This is a genomic window from Pseudomonas nicosulfuronedens, assembly GCF_005877905.1.
GTDB lineage: Bacteria > Pseudomonadota > Gammaproteobacteria > Pseudomonadales > Pseudomonadaceae > Pseudomonas > Pseudomonas nicosulfuronedens.
The window spans coordinates 101,459-120,930 of record NZ_SWDV01000011.1 but is presented as its reverse complement, the minus strand read 5'-3'; the positions used below and the strand labels follow the sequence as shown (position 1 = coordinate 120,930).

The 19,472-nt window shown below is 66.0% G+C and carries 18 protein-coding genes and 1 riboswitch; of the genes, 7 read left to right on the top strand and 11 right to left on the bottom strand.

Annotated elements, in window-relative coordinates; translation table 11 throughout:
* Positions 1 to 92 precede the first annotated feature (92 nt).
* The 3 genes from FAS41_RS11215 to FAS41_RS11205 are packed head-to-tail and all read left to right on the top strand — an operon-like array spanning position 93 to position 1,172.
* Positions 93 to 275 carry a CPXCG motif-containing cysteine-rich protein gene (locus tag FAS41_RS11215; protein WP_138522179.1) on the top strand — a complete coding sequence of 61 codons (183 nt, stop codon included), beginning with the start codon at positions 93 to 95 and terminating at the stop codon, positions 273 to 275.
* Entirely contained in the window at positions 275 to 541 is a 267-nt protein-coding gene (locus FAS41_RS11210) for a putative signal transducing protein (RefSeq protein ID WP_138522177.1), read from the top strand. The genes FAS41_RS11215 and FAS41_RS11210 overlap by 1 nt, the downstream gene beginning before the upstream one ends.
* A 19-nt stretch (positions 542 to 560) precedes the next feature.
* Positions 561 to 1,172, top strand: a complete 612-nt coding sequence (locus FAS41_RS11205) for an SOS response-associated peptidase (protein ID WP_138522175.1) — start codon at positions 561 to 563, stop codon at positions 1,170 to 1,172.
* Between the two features lie 209 nt (positions 1,173 to 1,381).
* On the opposite strand, the gene FAS41_RS11200 is transcribed toward FAS41_RS11205, so the two are convergent.
* Entirely contained in the window at positions 1,382 to 3,514 is a 2,133-nt protein-coding gene (locus FAS41_RS11200; protein WP_138522173.1) for a methyl-accepting chemotaxis protein, read from the bottom strand.
* 429 nt (positions 3,515 to 3,943) lie between these two features.
* Between FAS41_RS11200 and FAS41_RS11195 the strand changes: the two genes are divergently transcribed.
* Together FAS41_RS11195 and FAS41_RS11190 are read left to right on the top strand one after the other, a co-directional pair.
* Positions 3,944 to 4,762: a M48 family metallopeptidase gene (locus FAS41_RS11195; protein WP_138522171.1), complete on the top strand. Its 819-nt coding sequence runs from the start codon at positions 3,944 to 3,946 to the stop codon at positions 4,760 to 4,762.
* Between the two features lie 92 nt (positions 4,763 to 4,854).
* Complete coding sequence (locus tag FAS41_RS11190; protein ID WP_138522169.1) at positions 4,855 to 5,838, top strand: NAD-dependent epimerase/dehydratase family protein; 984 nt, start codon at positions 4,855 to 4,857, stop codon at positions 5,836 to 5,838.
* A 199-nt stretch (positions 5,839 to 6,037) separates the two neighbouring features.
* Here FAS41_RS11190 and FAS41_RS11185 read toward each other — a convergent pair whose 3' ends face one another.
* From FAS41_RS11185 to FAS41_RS11160, 6 genes are all read right to left on the bottom strand, one after another.
* Entirely contained in the window at positions 6,038 to 6,481 is a 444-nt protein-coding gene (locus FAS41_RS11185; protein WP_138522167.1) for a ketosteroid isomerase-related protein, read from the bottom strand.
* 100 nt (positions 6,482 to 6,581) lie between these two features.
* Positions 6,582 to 7,163, bottom strand: a complete 582-nt coding sequence (locus tag FAS41_RS11180) for a TMEM165/GDT1 family protein (protein ID WP_138522165.1) — start codon at positions 7,161 to 7,163, stop codon at positions 6,582 to 6,584.
* Positions 7,164 to 7,253: 90 nt separating this feature from the next.
* Positions 7,254 to 7,373, bottom strand: a riboswitch (yybP-ykoY riboswitch).
* A 44-nt stretch (positions 7,374 to 7,417) separates the two neighbouring features.
* A complete protein-coding gene (locus tag FAS41_RS11175; protein ID WP_138522387.1) occupies positions 7,418 to 8,875 on the bottom strand; it encodes an amino acid permease in 1,458 nt (485 codons plus the stop codon).
* Between the two features lie 120 nt (positions 8,876 to 8,995).
* Positions 8,996 to 9,997: a methyltransferase gene (locus tag FAS41_RS11170; RefSeq protein ID WP_138522163.1), complete on the bottom strand. Its 1,002-nt coding sequence runs from the start codon at positions 9,995 to 9,997 to the stop codon at positions 8,996 to 8,998.
* A gap of 52 nt (positions 9,998 to 10,049) precedes the next feature.
* Complete coding sequence (locus FAS41_RS11165; RefSeq protein ID WP_138522161.1) at positions 10,050 to 10,814, bottom strand: DUF1835 domain-containing protein; 765 nt, start codon at positions 10,812 to 10,814, stop codon at positions 10,050 to 10,052.
* The gene (locus FAS41_RS11160; protein ID WP_138522159.1) at positions 10,811 to 11,776 is read right to left on the bottom strand and encodes a 2-hydroxyacid dehydrogenase; all 966 of its coding nucleotides are present in this window, start codon (positions 11,774 to 11,776) and stop codon (positions 10,811 to 10,813) included. The genes FAS41_RS11165 and FAS41_RS11160 overlap by 4 nt, the downstream gene beginning before the upstream one ends.
* Positions 11,777 to 11,995: 219 nt before the next feature.
* Between FAS41_RS11160 and FAS41_RS11155 the strand changes: the two genes are divergently transcribed.
* Together FAS41_RS11155 and FAS41_RS11150 are read left to right on the top strand one after the other, a co-directional pair.
* The gene (locus FAS41_RS11155) at positions 11,996 to 13,447 is read left to right on the top strand and encodes a DUF1266 domain-containing protein (RefSeq protein WP_138522157.1); all 1,452 of its coding nucleotides are present in this window, start codon (positions 11,996 to 11,998) and stop codon (positions 13,445 to 13,447) included.
* 85 nt (positions 13,448 to 13,532) lie between these two features.
* Positions 13,533 to 14,162, top strand: a complete 630-nt coding sequence (locus FAS41_RS11150) for a LysE family translocator (RefSeq protein WP_138522155.1) — start codon at positions 13,533 to 13,535, stop codon at positions 14,160 to 14,162.
* Between the two features lie 39 nt (positions 14,163 to 14,201).
* Here the strand turns inward: FAS41_RS11150 and FAS41_RS11145 are convergent, their stop codons facing one another.
* The 4 genes from FAS41_RS11145 to FAS41_RS11130 all read right to left on the bottom strand — a co-directional run bounded on the left by FAS41_RS11145 (position 14,202) and on the right by FAS41_RS11130 (position 19,368).
* Complete coding sequence (locus tag FAS41_RS11145; RefSeq protein ID WP_138522153.1) at positions 14,202 to 15,452, bottom strand: cytochrome c; 1,251 nt, start codon at positions 15,450 to 15,452, stop codon at positions 14,202 to 14,204.
* A gap of 11 nt (positions 15,453 to 15,463) precedes the next feature.
* Positions 15,464 to 17,242 (bottom strand): GMC family oxidoreductase, encoded by a 1,779-nt coding sequence (locus FAS41_RS11140; RefSeq protein WP_138522151.1) that lies wholly within the window; start codon positions 17,240 to 17,242, stop codon positions 15,464 to 15,466.
* A 3-nt stretch (positions 17,243 to 17,245) separates the two neighbouring features.
* Positions 17,246 to 17,995: a gluconate 2-dehydrogenase subunit 3 family protein gene (locus FAS41_RS11135; RefSeq protein ID WP_138522149.1), complete on the bottom strand. Its 750-nt coding sequence runs from the start codon at positions 17,993 to 17,995 to the stop codon at positions 17,246 to 17,248.
* A gap of 197 nt (positions 17,996 to 18,192) precedes the next feature.
* Positions 18,193 to 19,368 (bottom strand): thiolase family protein, encoded by a 1,176-nt coding sequence (locus tag FAS41_RS11130; protein ID WP_138522147.1) that lies wholly within the window; start codon positions 19,366 to 19,368, stop codon positions 18,193 to 18,195.
* Positions 19,369 to 19,472 lie beyond the last annotated feature (104 nt).

The window sequence follows — 19,472 nt, the reverse complement described above, 5'->3', positions numbered from 1 at the left end:
ACGGTCCGGAAGGGTATGCCGCCGACTCACCGGCCTGGCGGGCACCCAAAAAGACCGCGCGATTATAAACGGAAGTCACGGGGGAACCAGCGATGCTCGAAAGTCAGGCCTATTCCTGTCCCTATTGCGGCGAGCCGGCCGAGGCCGTGCTCGACCTTTCCGGGGGCGACCAGAGCTACTATGAAGATTGCCCGGTTTGTTGCCGGCCGATCCTGTTCCAGCTCCACACCGATGGGGTGGAATGGACCCTGGACGTTCAGCGCGAGGACGATTGATGCAGCGAATCTACGCACCCGCCGACCTGATCGAAGCCGAACTGCTGAGCGGCATGCTGGCCAACGAGGGCATTTCGTCGCACCTGGGCGGACGCCACCTTGTCGGCGGTATCGGCGAGCTGCCGGGCATGGGCCTGCTGCACCTGTGGGTGGAGGATGACGTGGCCGAGCGGGCGCGGGAGCTGATCGCCGCGTACAATGCCGCGCAACCCCTGCCGGGGCCCGCTCACGATCACGAAGGCGGCCCTGGCGTCCTGCTTTGCTGAATTCCATCAACGAGTCCCGATGACCAGCCGCTATGCCCTGTTCCGCTGGAACCGCGAGCTGGCCGACAGCGCCGGCTTCCCCGCCGACCTGCAGCCGCAGTGGAGTATTGCGCCCGGCGCCCGCGTGTTGATGCTGCGCGAAGAGAGCAGCGCGCGCCATGCCGACCTCGCACGCTGGGGCCTGACGCCGGCCTGGCTGAAGGACCTGTCGCGAACCCCGGCCCATGCCCGCACGGAGACCATCGCCGAACAGCCGATGTTCCGTGACGCCTTTGCCCTGCGCCGCTGCCTGCTGCCGGCCAACGGCTTCTACGAGTGGCGCGGCGTGCGCAAGCGGCCGCACTGGATTTCCGGTGGCGGGCTGATCTGCTTTGCGGGGGTGTGGGAGGCGTATCCGGTGGAGGGCCACACCTATTACAGCGTGGCGATGCTCACCCAGGACGCGGGCGGCATGCGTCGCCCACTGATCCTCGATGCTGCCGAGCAGGCGCAATGGCTGTCGAACGAGACGCCCTCGGCGCGGTTGCTCGAACTGCTGCAATTGCCCCAGGCGCGGCTGCGCGAGCAGGCGCTGGCGAACTTCATCAATGATCCGACCTGCAACGGGCCGGAGTGTCTCACCCCCGCCTGACGTCGCCCCCCACAAGATCAAGAGCCCCTCACCCTAGCCCTCTCCCGCAAGCGGGAGAGGGGATCGTTCGGTGCAGGATGAAGCCATGGCATCAGCCGGCGCGATCTGCCCCCTCTCCCTCCGAGAGAGGGATGGGGTGAGGAGGCGCCCTGGCACGGCCTTTCAGACGAAGACAGTTGCTCCGACGGGAACAGTACGCGGCGCTGGACCTACACCTTGAACTGATTCACCAGCCGGCGCTGCTGCTCCGCCAGCTTGGTCAGCTCGGCGCTGGCCTGGGAGGCTTCGTCGGCGCCGCCGGCCACCTGGTTGGCAACCATGCCGATGTTGCTGACGTTGCGGTTGATGTCCTCGGCCACTGCGCTCTGCTCCTCGGCGGCGCTGGCGATCTGGGTGTTCATGTCGTTGATCACCGACACCGCCTGGGTGATCGACTCCAGCGCCTGGGCTGCTTCGCTGGCGTGGCGCACGCTGTCCTCGGTCTTGTCCTGGCTCTGCTGCATCACGTGCACCACTTCGCGGGTGCCGTTCTGCAGCTGCTGGATCATCGACTGGATTTCCTCGGTGGCCTGCTGGGTCTTCTGCGCCAGGTTGCGTACTTCGTCGGCGACCACTGCGAAGCCGCGGCCCTGCTCACCGGCACGGGCGGCCTCGATGGCGGCGTTGAGCGCCAGCAGGTTGGTCTGCTCGGCGATGCCGCGGATGGCCACCAGGATCGCGTTGATGTTCTCGCTGTCGCGGGCCAGCGACTGCACCACGCCCACGGCGCGGCCGATCTCGCTGGCCAGCGCCTGGATCGCCGTGGAGCTGCTCTCAACGATGCGCTTGCCGTGGTGCGCGGCCTGGTCGGCGTGGTTGGCGGCTTCGGCGGCATGGGTGGCGTTGCGCGCCACGTCCTGGGCGGTGGCGGTCATCTCGTGGACCGCGGTGGCCACCAATTCGATTTCCGCCAGCTGTTTCTGCACGCCCTGGTTGGTGCGGATGGCGATGTCGGCCGTGTGCTCGGAGGAGTCGCTGACGTGCTGCACCGAGGTTACCACCTGGCCGATCATCCCCTGCAGCTTGACCAGGAAGGTGTTGAAGCCCTTGGCGATGGAGCCCAGTTCGTCGGCGCGGTCGCTGGTCAGACGGCGGGTCAGGTCGCCTTCGCCCTGGGCGATGTCGTCGAGCATGCCGACCAGCTGGCGCAGCGGGCGGGCGATGCCGTGGCCGACCAGCCAGATGACGGCGAGGCCGATGCCGGCGATCAGCAGGCCCACCAGGGTCATGCCGAGGGTATCGCTGTCGCGCTGGGATTTCAGGTCGCTCTGCAGCTGGTTCAGGTCGCCCAGCACGGCTTCCTGCGGCAGTTGCAGCATCAGCGTCCAGCGCGCGCCGGAGTCGGCGATGGTGAAGGGCAGGAACAGCTCGATGTGGCCGTGCTCCTTGTCCACCGAGGTCAGCGGCTGGTCGAGGGTGAGCTTGGCCAGGTTGGCCACTTCATTGGCGTCCAGCACGCTGCTGGCGGATTCGCCGAGCTTGGCCGGGTCCTTGGTGTAGGCCACCAGGCGGCCGTTGGTGGAGATCAGCGCCATCTCGCCGGCGCCGTCGTAGAGCTGGCTGTCGGCGGTCTTGAGCAGGTCCTGGATGAAGTCCAGCGACAGGTCCACGCCGACGGTGCCCTTGAACTGGCCCTTGACCATGATCGGCGCGTTGAACGAGGACATCAGCACCATCTTGCCGCCCATTTCATAGGGCGCCGGGTCGATGATGCAGGGCTGGTGCTTTTCTTTCGGGCACAGGTAGTACTCACCTTCACGCACGCCGGTGGGCTGCATCTTCTGGCTTTCCAGGGTGTCGCCCATGGCTTCCACGGTCAGGCCACCATCCTTGCGGTACCACCAGGGCATGAAGCGGCCGCTGGCGTCGTAGCCGGGCAGGCCCGAGTACTGGCTGTCGTTGCCGGCGAAGGCGTTGGGCTCCCAGCCGGCGAAGGCGTCGAGCAGCTTGGGGTTCTGCGCCACGGTCTGGCGCAGCAGGTTGGACATGCCGGCTCGGCCGATCCCCAGCACGGGCTGGCCGTTGGCGTCCGTCTCGTCGAGCAGGGCGTTGGTATTGGCCAGGTCGCGGGCGACGGTGAGGGGATATTCCAGTTCACGCTGGATCTGCGCGACCTGGCCGCGGGCCATGGCCACCAGGCGTTCGTTGATCACCTGCTCGAGCAAGGCCTGGGTGCGCTCCTGCACCAGCGCCTGGGTCCGCGAACCGGCGAACAGCGCGTAGAGCACCAGCGCTGCGACCACTGCCAGAACGCTGGCACCGGCCAGCGCCACCACGGAAAACTGGATCGACTTGAATTTCATACGGGTACCCGGAATGCGCCAGAGGCCTGCGTGTCTATCTGTATCGGCAGGACCGTGGAAATTCCTTAGGCGGTCGTTGTAAAGGCTTGTAACGCGGCTGTGTGCCGCTTGTCGCAGGATTGTCGGCGCTGACCGGGAGGTCTAGCATGTGATGTCAAAATGAAATTATTCGGTTGCAGCGAGCGCCTCGATATCCCTCTCCGGGAGTGAAATCAGCCGCCGGCTGCGGCTACCTCGCGGGTGTGGATCACAGGCGTGATGCCGCGCACCGTGTACGCCGCGACAGGCGCCCCATGGCACCTCCCGATGCGTCGGTGCGGTTTCGTAAGTTACTGCTGCGCCGGCTGTTTCCTGCCAGTTGCCGGGCATCGGGGGTGGGCCTACCATGCGCGCTGTCCGTGGGAGATTGCATTGTTTCGGGAGAGCAACATGCCCAGAGTTTTCCGTATTGCCGGCCTTGCCGCCGCGCTGATGCTGACCGCTTGCCAGCAGGTGAATACCACCAGCGGCGGCGTTGTCGGCGTTGAGCGCAAACAGACCATGTTCAGCATGCTGTCCAGCGCGCAGGTCGACCAGATGTATGCGCAGTCCTACCAGCAGACCCTCAGCGAGGCCTCCCAGGCCGGCAAGCTGGATGCCAGCAGCAGTGATGCCAAGCGTGTGAAGGCCATCGCCGACCGCCTGATTCCGCAGACCGGCGCCTTCCGCCAGGATGCGCCCTCGTGGAAGTGGGAAGTCAACGTGATCCAGAGCGATGAGCTCAATGCCAACTGCGGTCCGGGCGGCAAGATCATCGTCTACACCGGGCTGATCGATAAGCTGAAGCTGACCGACGACGAACTCGCCGCGGTGATGGGCCACGAGATCGCCCATGCCCTGCGCGAGCACGGCCGCGAGGCGATGTCCCGCGCCTATGCCGAACAGGTCGGCCTTGGCCTGGGCGGCCAGTTGCTGGGCCTGGGCCAGACCAGCGTGGACCTTGCCCACCAGGTCGTCGAATACAGCATGACCCTGCCCAACAGCCGGCAGAATGAGAACGAAGCCGATCTGATAGGTCTGGAATTGGCGGCGCGAGCCGGCTATAACCCCAACGCCGCCATTACCTTGTGGCAGAAGATGGGCCAGGCCGGAGGCGACGCTCCGCCGGAAATCCTCAGCACCCACCCGGCGGACAGCACGCGGATGGCCAACCTGCAGGCCGCCATCCCGAAGGTCATGCCGCTCTACGAGCAGGCCAAGACCCGCTGAGCAATGGTTTTTCAGCAGTGGTTCGTGATTCTCTCGAACGGCCAGGAGCGGCGTAAGGTTGCGCCGCTTTATCCAGTGAACAGGGAGCACCCGTGAAAATCGCTGTACTCGGAGCCACCGGGCTCCTGGGCCACCACGCCGCCCGCGCGATCAAGGCGGCCGGCCACCAGCTGGTGCTGATCCACCGACCCTCGTCGCAGATCCAGCGCCTGGCCTACCTCGAGCCTGAGTGCCGGGTAGCCGAACTCTTCGATCATCAGGGCATGGCCCGCGCGCTCAGCGGGCTGGACGCGGTGATCTTCAGCGCCGGCTACTACCCGGTGCGCCCGCGTCGCTGGCAGGAGGAGGTGGCCAGCGCACTGGACCTGACCAATCATTTCTACGCCGCCTGCCTGCAGGCCAGGGTGCCGCGCATCCTCTACGTCGGCTCGGCTTTCGCCATGCCCTCGCACCCGCAGGGGCTGCCGGGGCATGAGGGGCTGTTCTACGAAGGGCTGCCCACCGGCAAGAGCGCCTACGTGATGTGCAAGTGGGCGCTGGACGAACAGGCGCGCGAGCAGGCTCGTGGCGGCCTGCCGGTGGTCATCGGGATTCCCGGCATGGTGCTGGGCGAGCTGGACATCGGCCCGACCACCGGGCGCCTGATCACCGCCATCGGCCGCGACGAGATGCTGCACTACGTGCCGGGCCGGCGGAACGTCATCGATGCTTCCGAGGCCGGACGCGGACTGCTCACGGCACTTGAGCGCGGTCGAGTCGGCGAGCGCTACCTGCTTACCGGGCACAACATCGAGATGGGCGAGCTGACCGCCACCATCGCCAAGCTGCTGGGCAAGCCGGCGCCGACTCCGATGCCGCTACATCGCGCCCGCGCGCTGGCGACACTGGGCCGCTGGCGCTACCGCCTGACCGGCAAGATGCCGCTGCTGGACGACACCGCCATCGAGGTCATGGCCGGTGGGCAGTTCCTCGACGGCCGCAAGGCGCGCGAGGAGCTGGGCTTCGAGTCCCATGTGCCGCTGGAGGACACGCTGGAGCGGGCCATTTCCTGGTTCCACGCCAACGATTACCTCTGATTGGCAACTCGTAGGATGGGTGGAGCGCAGCGATACCCATCAATGTTGTGCATGGACAGCATGGGTATCGCTTCGCTCCACCCATCCTACAAAGCTCAACGTGTAGGACGGCCATGCCCGCGATCGCGCGCATGGCGCGCTCCTACAGAAAGCAGAAAGCCCGGCGGAGTCCGGGCTTTTTGCTGGGTCAGGTTTTCTGTCAGGGCAATGCTTTCTCGGCGAAGGGCCGGTTGGGCAATCCCATTTGCGCGCGGAAACTTTCCATGTCGAACAAGGTGCACAGTTCCTGCACCTGATCCTGGCTGTTGAATACCCAGAAGCCCATGGCCGAGATGCTGACGATACGATCGCTGACCGGATAACCCAGCACCGGGCGGGCGATGCTGCCCATCAGGGTGCTCCAGGTGAAGACCTTGTTGCCCTCGCGGATGCATTCCTCCACGGCCACTTCCAGGTCCTCCATGCCACTGCGGATCTCCTCCACCAGCGCCCGGTAGCCGGCATTGTCCAGCGGCTGGGCGGTGAAGGCGCTCTTGTAGATGAAGTCCGGGCTGTGCAATTGCTCGACCAGTGCCAGGTGTCCCTTGTTCCAGGCGAGGTCGATGTGATGGCGGGCGACTTTCTTCAGGTCTTTTTCCGGCATGGCGACATCCTTTGTCGTGGGAGGCGGAAACACCACTGTGTATCGCCATCGATACACAGGCATTGGCCGGCGCGCCAGCCTCCCAACGAAAAGCGGCCGGTCAGAACACCCCGGAGAGCTTCAGCGCATGGTAGATCGCGGCCAGGCCGAGGATGGCGAAGGCGGCGGCGGCCAGGCGGCGGATCAGGTTCAGCGGCAGGCGCTCGGCGGCGAAGTTGCCGGCCAGCACTACCGGCACGTTGGCGATCAGCATGCCCAGGGTGGTGCCGATGACTACCAGCCAGAAATGCGGGTACTGCGCGGCCAGCATCACGGTGGCGACCTGGGTCTTGTCGCCCATCTCGGCGAGGAAGAAGGCGATCAGGGTGGTGAGGAAGGGGCCGAACTTCTTCAGCGAGCCCTCTTCGTCGTCATCCAGCTTGTCCGGAATCAGGGTCCAGCCAGCGACCGCCAGGAAGCACACGGCCAGTACCCAGCTCAGCGTGCTTTCCGAGAAGAACGAGGCGACCCAGCTGCCAACGGCGCCGGCGGCGAAGTGGTTGGCCAGGGTGGCGGCGATGATCCCGGCGATGATCGGCCAGGGCTTGCGGAAGCGCGCGGCGAGGACGAGGGCGAGCAGTTGCGTCTTGTCGCCGATTTCCGCGAGGGCAACGATCAGGGTTGGGACGAAGAGGGATTCCATCAGACTTCCTAAGGGGGCGGGTCGACTAATCACCATGACACGCGCCACCTGCCCGCCCCGGGTCAGGTTGCTCGTGTCATAGGTCTTGTCAAACCCCGGCCTGAACGCTGCAGGCCTGGATCGTACGCGCCATGGTCTGCGGACCAAGTGTGTTGACGCGTACCGGGCGAGCAGGGCGCTCGCGGGAGACTACTCCCCTAGGACGGGGCGCATTCTGCCCAAGTCCTGGGACTTGGGCAAGCCTGCGCGTCGGATCAGTCGCGGGTGGGGCGAATGTCCATGTCTTCGTAGCGGATGAAGCGGGTCTTGTTCTTGAAGCGATACCCCAGCCAGATGGCGAGGAACAGCGGGATGGTGATGTAGGTGGCGATCAGGCCAGCCCAGTCCACGTGCTCGCCGACAAAGGCCTGGTAGTTCTGCCCCAGGGTGATGATCAGGCAGAGGACGAAGGCGAACAGCGGGCCGAAGGGGAACCACTTGGCGCGGTAGGGCAGGTCGTTGAGGTTGCCGCCCTGCAACACGAAGCCCTTGCGGAAACGGTAGTGCGACACGGCGATGCCCAGCCAGACGATGAAGCCGCACATGCCCGAGGCGTTGAGCAGCCAGGTGTAGACGGTCTTGTCGCCGATGAAGCTGGTGAGGAAGCACAGCGCGCCGATCAGCGTGGTGGCGTAGAGGGCATAGCGCGGCACGCCGCTTTCGGACACCTGGGTGAACAGGCGCGGCGCCTTGCCCTGGGTGGCCATGGTGTAGAGCATCCGGGTCGAGGCGTACATGCCCGAGTTGCCCGCGGAGAGGATCGCCGAGAGGATCACCGCGTTCATCACGCCCGCCGCGGCAGCAAGGCCCGCGCGCTCGAACAGCAGGGTGAAGGGCGAGGTGCTGATGTCGCTGCTGTCGGTCTTGAGCAGGTTCGGATCGGTGTAGGGAATCAGCATGCCGATGACGAAGATCGACAGAATGTAGAACATGAGGATTCGCCAGAACACCTGGCGGATTGCGATGGGAATGGACTTCTGCGGGTTCTCCGACTCGCCTGCAGCGACGCCGATCAGCTCGGTACCCTGGAACGAGAAGCCGGCGATCATTGCCACCCCGATCATCGCCTGCAGGCCGCCGACAAAGGGTGCGTCACCGGTGGTGAAGTTGCTGAAACCGGGGCTGTCGATGCCGTGCATGATGCCGATGATGCTGGCCAGGCCAATGCCGATGAACACCACGACCGCGACGACCTTGATCAGCGCGAACCAGAACTCGCTCTCGCCGAAGCCCTTCACCGAGAAGAAGTTGAGCATGAACATGATGCCGAGGAAACCGGCGCTCCAGTACATGCCCGAGACTTCCGGGAACCAGAACTTCATCACCAGCTGCGCCGCCACCAGCTCCGCAGCGATGGTTACCGCCCAGTTGTACCAATAGTTCCAACCCATGGCGAAACCGAAGCCATCGTCGATGAAACGGCTGCCATAAGTGCAGAACGAGCCGGAATCTGGGATGTAAGCGGCCAGCTCGCCGAGGCTGGTCATGAGGAAGAACACCATCAACCCGATCAGTGCATAGGCCAATAGCGCGCCGCCCGGTCCCGCCGTGGCGATGGTACTGCCGGAGGCGACGAACAACCCGGTGCCGATGGAGCCGCCGATGGCGATCATGTTCAGATGGCGCGGTTTCAGAGAGCGCTTGAGGTGATGCGGCTTCTCTTTCGGCCCCATGGCGAAAGTCAGTTCGACGTCATCTTTGATTCTGCGATTCACGGGTGTCCTCGATAGTTCAGGGCGAGCGGCGGTGCGCCGATCCGGGCAGGCTCGGTGGAGTGTAGTGCGAGCCTGGGATCAGCGCCGGGCGCTGTAGATACGGAAGCCGTCAGCCTCGGCCAGGGTGCGGCAGGGGCCCAGGTGCTGTTCGATCAGCGGCGGGTATTTCAGGAAGCTGTTGGCCACCAGACGCAGCTCGCCGCCGCTCGCCAGGTGGCGGGCCGACTGGCGCAGCAGGTGTTCGGTGGCGGCGTAGCTGGTGTGCACGCCCTGGTGGAAGGGCGGGTTGCTGACGATGGCGGCCAGGTTCTCCGGTGCGGCGTCGATGCCGTCGCCGGCGATCACTTCGCCCTCCAGGCCATTGGCGGCCAGGGTCAGGCGGCTGCTCTCGACGGCAAAGGCGTCGACATCCAGCAGGGTCAGCTGGCTCTGTGGATAACGTCGCTTGAGCGTGGCGCCGAGTACGCCGGCGCCGCAGCCGAAGTCCAGCAGGTGGCCGGTCGGCAACTTGTCCAGGTGCTCCAGCAGCAGCGCGCTGCCGCGATCCAGGCGGCCATGGCTGAACACGCCGGGCAGGGTGACGACTTGCAGCGGGCCGTCGGCCAACGGCAGTTCGTAGCGTTGCGCGAGGGCGTGCAGATCAGGCGCGGCGGGGGCGCCGTCGATGTGCGTGTGCCACAGCTGGCAATGGCGGGCGCTGTCCAGCTTGCTGGCGCGGCCGAATTCGCCGAGCTGCTTGCTGGCGCGTTCGACGCCGGCGCGTTTCTCTCCGACCAGGTACAGCTCGCCGTCCGGTACGCAGTTGGCCAGTGCGGCGAGCAGGTAGTCGGTCAGTTCGCGGGATTTGGGCAGGAACAGCACGGCGGCGTCGAACGGGCCCTCGGGCGGCGTCGCGCCGAAGTGGCAGCGGTCGGGATAGCGGCCTTCGAGCTGCCGGGCGTCGCCGGCGTGCCAGCTCCAGCCCCGGGCCTGCGGCAGGTCGCCGAGCAGGGCGTCGGCGGGCAGGCCGGCGAGCAGGACGCGGCCCTGGAAGCGCTCGATCTGGCGCAGCAGCACTTCACTGGTGGGGGCGTTGGACATGCGGCCTCCTCGAAAAAAGGGCGCGAGTTTAGCAGGGCTGCCGTGGCCGAGCCTAGGCGAGCCGTACCTCGGCGTTCTTCCAGAAGTCGTCGCCACGCAGTTCCAGCGCTCCTGCCGCGACTTGTTCGCGCAGGCGCCAGGCGGCCAGCAGGTCGCTGACGAACAGGCCATCGACATAGGCCATGGTCGGGCCGATCAGCGACTGCACCGGGCGCCAGGACTCGCTGGCGCTATCCAGCAGGATGCGGTCGATGTGCGCGTAACCGGCGCCGTTCAGTTGGCCATCCAGCCACAGGCGCAGCTCGGCGTTTTCAGCCAGGGCACACTGCCAGTCCGCCGCCAGGCTCTGGCGTTCGGCGCCGTCCAGCTCGTGGCTGGCGGCCAGGGCGTTGGCCAGTTCGACGGGCTTGAGCATGGCGATGGCGTGGCGGTCTTCGCTGCGGCACTGGCCGCTACCGGCGCCAACACTGCGCAGGATGATGTTCGCCGGCAACAGCGCGCAGACGCGGCGCAACATTAGTTGCTCGCTGGCACTGTCGCCGTGCCAGAGCGTGACGGAACCGACGTCCGGGCTGCGCAGCCAGTTCACTTCGGTGGCCATCTCGAGGGCGATTTTCCGCTCGCGCAGGGCTTCGCCACCCAGCTCATGCCAGAACGCGGCGCGCTGCTGGCAGGGCGGGTTATCCACATCACTCAGCGGGCCGACCGCGAGGTCGTCCGGCAGCACGTGGATTTTCTTCTCGGTCAGCACGCCAGCCTCGACGGCTCGGCGCAGGGCATCGGCGGCGCCGTCGCCGCAGACCAGGTGCAGGCTCATGGCGCCACCACCCGACGCGGTTCGCCGGCGAAGAAGCCGGCGGCGTTCTCGCTCAACTGGCCGACGATGCGCTGCCTGGCCTCACGCGCGCCCCAGGCACTGTGCGGGGTGAGGATGAAGCGCGGGATATCGCCGGCCAACAGCGGGTTGCCGTCCCTGGGTGGCTCGACGCTGAGCACGTCGAAGGCCGCGCCGCCGAGATGGCCGCGGCGCAGGGTGTCGGCCAGTGCCTGCTCGTCGACCAGGCCGCCGCGGGCGGTGTTGATCAGGTAGGCGCCGGGTTTCATCAGGTCCAGTTCGCGCTGGCCGATCAGGTTGCGCGTGGCGTCGGTCAGCGGGCAGTGCAAGGTCAGGGCGTCGACCTGCGGTAGCAGCTCGTCCAGCGCCAGGCGGTCTGCTCGGGCTGGGCGGCCGGGCAGGGCGCCGAACAGAACGCGCATGCCGAAGGCTTCGGCCAGCCTGGCCACCGCGCCGCCCAGTTCGCCGTGGCCGAGCAGACCGAGAGTCTTGCCTTCCAGTTCGACGATGGGGAAGTCCAGCAGGCAGAACTGCGGCGCCTTCTGCCAGCGGCCTTCGCGGATCGCTGCCTGGTAATCGGGCAGGCGGGTGGCCAGCGCGAGCAGCAGCATCAGGGTGTGCTGGGCCACCGACGGGGTGCCGTAGCCCTGGCAGTTGCTCACGGTCACGCCGTGACGGCGCGCGGCGTCGAGGTCGACGTTGTTGGTGCCGGTGGCGGCTACCAGGATCAGCTTGAGGTCCGGGCACTGCTCGAATACCTCGGCGCCGATGCGCACCTTGTTGCTGATCGCCACCTGCGCGCCTCGCAGTCGTTCGGCCACCTCCAGGGTGTCGCTGCGCTCGTGCAGGACCAGTTCGCCGAACGGCGCGCGCAGCGGCGCGAGGTCGAGATCACCGAGGTCGAGGGAGGCATGGTCGAGGAAGACGGCGCGAGCAGGATTCATGAGCGATGACACCTTGATCGGAAGGGCGGGGTGAAGGGGATTCTCGGCAGAACCACTGCCGTGGACAACCCGGTCTGCCCGCAGATGTGGAGTGAGGGAGCCGCGTATTGATGGTAGATGTTCGAGTGAAAAGTCTGACAGACGTTTCGGTTTTCCCTCATCTGCCAGTCCGCGCCGGGTTTCTAGAGTGCTCCCATCGAAATCTCGAGGTGATTGGCGATGATGGGTTGGGTTTTCTCCGGTCTAGCGGCCTTTGGGGTCACGACAGCGGGCATGCTGGCAGCTCGGGCCTGGTTTCGGATCGTGCCTGCCGTTAGTGTCCCCATTCGGCGCCGGCGGGCGGCCTTGACTCCGGGACACGAAGCTTTGCTGTGTTTCGGCACGCTGATGGCGGCCTGCGAGGGGCGCGACCTGGGCTTGCGCTGCGATCGACCGGGCTCGGCTGAATGGGGGCGAGAGTTGGCCGAAGGCTGGGGCATCCGTGACTCCGCCTCCGCCCGCGACACCTTGCAGGGGTTGCTGGCGAAGGCTCAGGGTGGACAGTCCGACGAAGATTTCCAGCGCCTGCAGCGCAACGAACCGAGTGTCTTTGACGGCGAGCAGCGGCTGCGTTGGCAAAGAGCGAAACGGGCCTGGAGTCGTGCCGGCCTGAGTTTGCCTCCGGGGCTGTCGATGGCGGCTCATGACCACGAATGCATCGCCTCTCTGGCCAAAAAGTGCCATGAGTGTGGCTATCTCACGCGTTCGGAATTCTGGCTGACCCTGGCCTGGGTAGCCGAAGATGCGGCATGGCACTTCGTCGATTGGCAGGCTTATGCCGCGTCTTTCGTCATGGCCCGGGCCATCCTGGTCCGCCAGGGACCGCCTGCGACGGAGGTCATCAAGGCCATGCGGCATCTGCTGGGCGGGCGACAGGAGAGCAACGAGCTGGCAGGGCTCTGGCGAGCGCATCCTCTGTCGGGTATCCGGGTCGATGAGGTGGCCATTCAATCTGAACGAAGGCTCGCCCGGCAGATATGGCCGGCACAGGACTCCCTGCTGGCGTTGGGCGCTTTGATCGCCAGCAGCGGTGGTGCGCGGGTCGACCGCCTGGCCATCGCTCCCGAGGAGCATGAGCTGCACGCGCGCTGGCTGGCGACCCATTGGCGAGCATTCGACAGTAGCCAGGTCATGGCACGAGTGGATTGGCTACTGGATACGGGCAGTCGGGCGAAACTGGACCCTGTGCTGGTGACATCGGCTGGCAAGCCTCAGGCCCAGGGCCTGCGGATCGAGCGTGCGTGCCGTGCCTTGCTCAGGGCCGGTCATGATCCGGCGCTGATACAGGGATGTCGCACGCTGCTGGCCTATGATCTGGAACGAGCGGCATTCGGCGCACGCCTGGCCTTCAGTGCTGGCTTGCTGGACGAGGAGCGTTTACGGAATGCGCTGCGTCACATGGCTCGGCAGGCTCGTGCCGCCTTCGACACCTGGGAGCAATACCTGGTGTCCGTGATCCTGGGGCATGCCATGGCCAATGAGGACTGGCGGGTAGGCAAGCAGTTGCTGCACAGCGGCATGGTCCTGCTGGACGGCATCACTCCCTTCGCCGAATTCCCCTCGCCGTGGCAAGCCTGCCCGTTGACGCAGCTACCGATCCTGCACGGCGTAGCACCTGCCTCGGTGCACTGAGGCATGCCGCGCGGTCGTCGCGACTTGTCGGCTGCCGGGCACTTCGTATAGAACCTGTGGCTTTCCACGGATGTTCGGAGGCGCGATGTACTGGGCGGAGTTTCTCACGGTGGCGTTCATTCACCTGCTGGCGGTGGCCAGCCCCGGCCCGGATTTCGCCGTGGTGGTGCGCGAGAGCGTGACCCACGGCCGTCGCGCCGGTACCTGGACGGCCCTGGGCGTGGGTAGCGCGATCTTCCTGCATGTCACATACTCGCTACTGGGCATCGGCCTGATCGTGTCGCAGTCCATCGTGCTGTTCAACGCCCTGAAATGGCTGGCGGCGGCGTACCTGCTGTACATCGGCTTCAAGGCGCTGCGGGCGCGGCCAGTCGATCCGGCGGCAGCCGAAACACTTGCCGCGCCGGTTGCCCGCACCGCGCGCGGTGCCTATGTCGCCGGCTTCGTCACCAATGGCCTGAATCCCAAGGCCACGCTGTTCTTCCTCTCATTGTTCACGGTGGTGATCAATCCGCACACACCGCTGCTGATACAGGCCGGCTATGGCGTCTACCTGGCGTGCGCCACCGCGGCTTGGTTCTGCCTGGTGGCGCTGCTGTTCAGCCAGCAGCGCGTGCGGGCCGGTTTTGCCCGCATGGGGCATTGGTTCGACCGGGTGATGGGCGTCGTGCTGGTCGGGCTGGGTATCAAGCTGGCCTTCACCGAACTGCGCTGAGTCGAAGAAAGAGGGCGCCAGTGGCGCCCTCCTGTGGACTTACTTCAAGGCCCGGATGCGGGCTACTTCTTCGGCGCTAACGGCCGCTGCCTGGTAGCCCCAGGCCGAGCGCAGGAAGCTGGCCAGTTCCGCCACCTGGACATCGCTCAATCGCCAGTCGAATGCCGGCATGCTCAGGCCTGTGGGCGCTGCCCGGGTGACCGGCATGCTGGAGCCATGCAGGATGATGCGGATCAGCGAGTCAGGGCTGGCGCCCAGCACCGCCGAGTTGCCTGCCAGACGCGGGAAGGTGCTTCGATAGCCTTGGCCGTCGCTGCGGTGGCAGGCGCTGCAGTTGTCCAGGTAGAGCTCCTCGCCAGCATTCTGCGGCTTTCCTTCGGCCAGACGTTCACTGGTGTTGTCACTGCCTACGGTTGCCACTGCGCGCCCGGCGGAGAGTGACTTCAGGTAGACCGCGACGGCCTTGAGGTCTGCATCACTGTAGTACTGGGTGCTGTGCGCCACCGCCTCGCCCATGGGGCCGAAGGCGGCCGTGTGGGTATTGCGCCCCGCCTTGAGGAACTCCACCAGATCGGCTTCTGACCAGTCCTGCAGGCCGCTGCCAGTGGCGCCGGTCAGGTCGGCGGCATACCAGCCGGCCAGCTTGGCGCCGCTGAGGTAGCTGGTTCCGTTCTGGTCCAGGGCTTTTTCCTGGAAAGCGATGCCGCGCGGTGTGTGACAGGTGCCGCAGTGGCCCAGGCCTTGAACCAGGTAGGCACCGCGGTTCCACTCCGGCGTTTGGGTGACGACCGGCTGATAGGGCCTGGCTTCGACGAACAGGGCGTTCCAGAGGCTCAGGGGCCAGCGCATGCTCAGCGGCCAGGGAAAGCCGGCCGCAGGATTCTCGGTGGGGTCGGCCAATACCCCGTGCCTGAAGTAGGAATACAGATCGCTGACGTCTTCGTCGCTGAGCCGGGAGAACGATGGATAGGGCATTGCCGGATACAGGTGGCGGCCGTCCGCTGCGACGCCCTTGCGCAGGGCATCGCCGAATTGCTCCAGTGAGTACGAGCCGATGCCGTTGCGGGTGTCAGGTGTAATGTTGGTGGAGTACATCGCGCCCAATGGCGATTGCAGTGCCAGTCCGCCGGTGAAGGGGCGCTTCGGATCGACGGTATGGCAGGCGGCGCAGTCGCCCAGTTGGGCCAGGTAGCGGCCACGGGCAATGGCGGTGTCCAGGTCTTGGGCGGCGTCGGCCTGGACCGACTCCATGGCCAGCAGGAGGGCCAGTGGAAACAGAACGGATTTCATGGCGTCTCTCCTCAGGCGGATACCAGCGGACCGGGGTGCTTCAGGTACTGCTGACGGATGGCGTTGGCTGCCCAGTAAGTCAGTGCGCCGACGATGCCGGTGGGGTTGTAGGCCATGTTCTGCGGGAAGGCGCTGGCACCCAGGACGAACAGGTTCGGCACGTCCCAGCTCTGCAGGTACTTGTTCACCACGCTTTGCCCTGCGTGCTCGCCCATGATGGCGCCGCCGGTGGTGTGGGTGCTCTGGTAGTTGCGCCAGTCGAAGCGCGAACCGGTTTTGGGGCCGCCGGAGACGCTGTGCCTGGGGTTGAGCACGCGGGCCATTTCCTCCATGCGCTGGATCATGTACTGCGCCTGGAGGATGTCGTTTTCCTTCCAGTCAAAGGTCATGCGCAGCATCGGCAGGCCGTGCTCGTCGGTGTAGCGAGGGTCGAGGTCCAGGTAGCAGTCGCGGTAGGCCATGCTCGAGCCTTCGGCGTGCAGGCCCATGTTGTGGTTGTAGTTGTCCCTGATTGCCTGCTTCCAGCCGCTGCCCCAGGCGGGGGCGGTGTCCGGCAGGACCATCTGCTGGATCGGCCGCCCACCACTGGTGGAGGAGGACAGGTAGGCGCCGCCGACGAAGCCATTGCCCTGGCTGAAGAACGCCTCGTTGTTGAAGTCGTCCAGGCAGGTGTAGCCGGCACCTGCACCGACGAAGGGATTGAAGTGCTTGTCCTTGTCGAAGAACAGCGTCACCGCCGAGTTGGTCTGGTAGGCGTAGTTCTTGCCGACCACACCGGTGCCGCTGATGGGGTCGTACGGCTTGCCGATCTTCGAGAGCAACAGCAGGCGCACGTTGTGCAGCTGGAAGGCGCTGAGGATGACCAGGTCCGCCGGTTGCTCGACCTCGCGACCCTGGGCATCGATGTAGGTCACGCCAGTGGCCCTGCGTCCGGTGGAGTCGGTGTTGATGCGGACGACCTTGGACTGGGTGCGCAGCTCGAAGTTGGGCTGGGTGAGCAGGACCGGGAGGATGGTCGACTGTGGCGAGGCCTTGGAATAGTTGAAGCAGCCAAAGCGCTCGCAGTAGCCGCAGTAGTTGCACGGTCCCATCTGTACGCCGTAGGGGTTGGTGTAGGGCTCGGTGCAGTTGGAGGCGGGGCAGGGGAAGGCGCTCAGGCCCAGCTCTTTGCCAGCCTGGGTCAACAGCTCGCCGGCGTAGAGGGTCTTCATCGGCGCGGTGGGGTAGGGGTTCTGTCGTGGTGCCTCGAACGGGTTGCCGCCGGCAATCTGCTGGCCGCGCAGGTTGCCGGCCTGGCCGGCGGTGCCGCAGACCTTCTCGAAATGATCGAAGTAGGGCTCCAGCTCGTCGTAGGTCACGCCCCAGTCCTGAATCGTCATGCCCTCGGGGATGGCGTTGGCGCCGTGGCGCTCCAGGGTGTTGCTGCGCAATTGCAGGTCATAGGGCTGCATGCGCCAGTGCTGACCGTTCCAGTGCACGCCGGCGCCGCCCACGCCGTTGCCGGGCAGGAAGGCGCCGAGGCGACGGTAGGGCACGGCCTGGTCTGCGGGCGTGTGGCGGATGGTGAGGCTTTCCTTGGCGAGGTTCTGGAACAGCTTGTAGCGGATGCCGTAGGTCAGCTCGTCAGCCATGCGCGGGTAGGCGAAGTCGGGGGAGGTGTTGCGCATCTCCCCGCGCTCCAGCGCGACCACCTTGAGGCCGGCTTCGGTGAGTTCCCTCGACATGATCGAGCCGGTCCAGCCCAGGCCGATGACCACGGCGTCGACGGGTGCCATCTTCAGTGCGCTCATGGCTCAGCTCCTGCGCCCGGCAATGTCGACCGGGCCTTGGGGGTAGTGGGCGTTGGGCCGTGAGGCCCAGTCGGCAAAATCGGCGCGGGCGCCGGGGAAGCCGATCAGCTTCCACGAGGCCATGGTCCGGTTGCCGCCATGGATGGGGTCGCTGAGCCAGCCTTCGCGGGTGTTCTGCAGCAGTTGCTGGAAGAACATCGGGGCGGGGCAGTCGTCGCTCAGCGCTACCGCACCTTTCTCCAGCTGGCCGAGTAGCGCGTCCTGCCGGGCGGGGTCCAGTTCGTGGAAGTACTTCCCGGAAAACAGTTGCTGGCAGTGGGCGTTCAGCGCGGCGATGCCGACGCGGTAGATGTCGCGCGGGGCCAGCAGGCTCTGGAAGCCCAGCTCTGGTGCTGCCGGCAGGGAGGGGCCCTTGAGGTACCAGATGCCGCCATGGCCGTAGAGGGTTTCCATCTGCCGGTCGATGAACGCCGGCACGCCCTCGGCGACTGCGCCGGGGCCATTGTCATCGCTGGGGATCAGGCGGTCGCAGGCGGCCAGCAGGAACAGCCATTCCTCATCGTTGAAGTACAGCGGCACGTAGCTGCCGTCGGTGGGCTTGGCCTCTTCTGCCGCGGGCGGCGCGGTCTCGGTGGTGGCACTGTCGGCCAGCAGGCTGGCGCTGCCCAGCAGGGTCACAGCTGGAATCAGGGTCAGCGAGCTTTTCAGGAAGCGACGGCGAGCGGGCTCGTCATCGTTGAAGTCGTTGGACATGGAAGGGCACTCTCAGACGAAGAGACTGCCCATGCTAGGGAGCGTGGCGCCGGGTTCTTGCCCCCGTGTTCGGATGATGGGGGCGGAAATTTCCGTGCTTTTGGACGCAGGGTTGCGCCTCATGCTCGGTGTCCAGGTCGATGACCTGAAACGAAGAAGGGGCGCCGAGGCGCCCCTTCTTCATGCCGGATCGAGAATCAGACCAGCTCGATCGCCACGGCGGTGGCTTCGCCGCCACCGATGCACAGCGAGGCCACGCCGCGCTTGCCGCCCTTCTTCTGCAGGGCGTTGATCAGGGTGACGATGATGCGCGAGCCGGTGGAGCCGACCGGGTGGCCCTGGGCGCAGGCGCCGCCGTAGACGTTGACCTTGGCGTGGTCCAGGCCGTGTTCGCGCATGGCGAGCATGGTGACCATGGCGAAGGCTTCGTTGATCTCGAACAGGTCGACGTCGTCCTTGCTCCAGCCGGCCTTCTTGAACAGGTTGGTCATGGCGCCGATCGGGGCCAGGGTGAACTCGGCCGGGTCCTGGCTCTGGGTGGCGTGGGCGACGATCTTCGCCAGCGGCTTCAGGCCACGGCGTGCGGCTTCTTCGGCGGTCATCAGGACCAGCGCGGAAGCGCCGTCGGAGATGGAACTGGCGTTGGCGGCGGTGATGGTGCCGTCCTTGCGGAAGGCCGGGCGCAGGCCAGGAATCTTGTCCAGGTTGGCGGTCAGCGGCTGCTCGTCGTCCTTCACCACGGTCTCGCCCTTGCGGGTGGTGACGGTGACCGGGACGATTTCCGAAGCCAGCGAACCGTCCTTGATGGCGGCCTGGGCGCGCTGCAGGGACTCGATGGCGTAGGCGTCCATCTCTTCGCGGGTGACGTTGTACTTATCGGCGGTTTCCTGGGCGAACGAGCCCATCAGGCGGCCGGTGCGGGCGTCTTCCAGGCCGTCGAGGAACATGTGGTCCTTGATCTCGCCGTGGCCCATGCGCAGGCCGGTGCGGGCCTTCTCGATGACGTAGGGGGCGTTGGACATGCTTTCCATGCCACCGGCGACCATCACGCTGTTGGTCCCGGCCTTGAGCAGGTCATGGGCCAGCATCACGGCCTTCATGCCCGAGCCGCAGAGCTTGTTGATGGTGGTGCAGCCAGTGGCGGCGGGCAGGCCGGCGTTCAGCGACGCCTGGCGGGCCGGGCCCTGTTTCAGACCGGCGGGCAGCACGTTGCCCATGATCACTTCCTGCACGTCGTCGGGCTGGATGCCGGCACGGGAAATGGCTTCGCGGATGGCGATAGCGCCCAGGTCGACGGCGGAAACGCCGGACAGGCTGCCCTGGAAGCCGCCCATGGGGGTACGGGCGCCGCTGACGATGACGATCTCGGACATGACTAACCTCTTCGCTCTTGTTGTGATGCGCTAACTGGGTACCGGGCGTGAACGACCGGGCGCCAGGATTCTACCGCGTGACCGAATGTGGCCATAGAGTCATC

Coding starts and splice junctions, on each gene's coding strand:
- FAS41_RS11160 (WP_138522159.1), bottom strand. CDS start 11,776: ATGAATCCTGCTCGCGCCGTCTTCCTCGACCATGCCTCCCTCGACCTC.
- FAS41_RS11185 (WP_138522167.1), bottom strand. CDS start 6,481: ATGCCGGAAAAAGACCTGAAGAAAGTCGCCCGCCATCACATCGACCTC.
- FAS41_RS11170 (WP_138522163.1), bottom strand. CDS start 9,997: ATGTCCAACGCCCCCACCAGTGAAGTGCTGCTGCGCCAGATCGAGCGC.
- FAS41_RS11145 (WP_138522153.1), bottom strand. CDS start 15,452: ATGAAATCCGTTCTGTTTCCACTGGCCCTCCTGCTGGCCATGGAGTCG.
- FAS41_RS11215 (WP_138522179.1), top strand. CDS start 93: ATGCTCGAAAGTCAGGCCTATTCCTGTCCCTATTGCGGCGAGCCGGCC.
- FAS41_RS11130 (WP_138522147.1), bottom strand. CDS start 19,368: ATGTCCGAGATCGTCATCGTCAGCGGCGCCCGTACCCCCATGGGCGGC.
- FAS41_RS11150 (WP_138522155.1), top strand. CDS start 13,533: ATGTACTGGGCGGAGTTTCTCACGGTGGCGTTCATTCACCTGCTGGCG.
- FAS41_RS11165 (WP_138522161.1), bottom strand. CDS start 10,814: ATGAGCCTGCACCTGGTCTGCGGCGACGGCGCCGCCGATGCCCTGCGC.
- FAS41_RS11155 (WP_138522157.1), top strand. CDS start 11,996: ATGATGGGTTGGGTTTTCTCCGGTCTAGCGGCCTTTGGGGTCACGACA.
- FAS41_RS11135 (WP_138522149.1), bottom strand. CDS start 17,995: ATGTCCAACGACTTCAACGATGACGAGCCCGCTCGCCGTCGCTTCCTG.
- FAS41_RS11205 (WP_138522175.1), top strand. CDS start 561: ATGACCAGCCGCTATGCCCTGTTCCGCTGGAACCGCGAGCTGGCCGAC.
- FAS41_RS11210 (WP_138522177.1), top strand. CDS start 275: ATGCAGCGAATCTACGCACCCGCCGACCTGATCGAAGCCGAACTGCTG.
- FAS41_RS11140 (WP_138522151.1), bottom strand. CDS start 17,242: ATGAGCGCACTGAAGATGGCACCCGTCGACGCCGTGGTCATCGGCCTG.
- FAS41_RS11200 (WP_138522173.1), bottom strand. CDS start 3,514: ATGAAATTCAAGTCGATCCAGTTTTCCGTGGTGGCGCTGGCCGGTGCC.
- FAS41_RS11180 (WP_138522165.1), bottom strand. CDS start 7,163: ATGGAATCCCTCTTCGTCCCAACCCTGATCGTTGCCCTCGCGGAAATC.
- FAS41_RS11195 (WP_138522171.1), top strand. CDS start 3,944: ATGCCCAGAGTTTTCCGTATTGCCGGCCTTGCCGCCGCGCTGATGCTG.
- FAS41_RS11175 (WP_138522387.1), bottom strand. CDS start 8,875: ATGGGGCCGAAAGAGAAGCCGCATCACCTCAAGCGCTCTCTGAAACCG.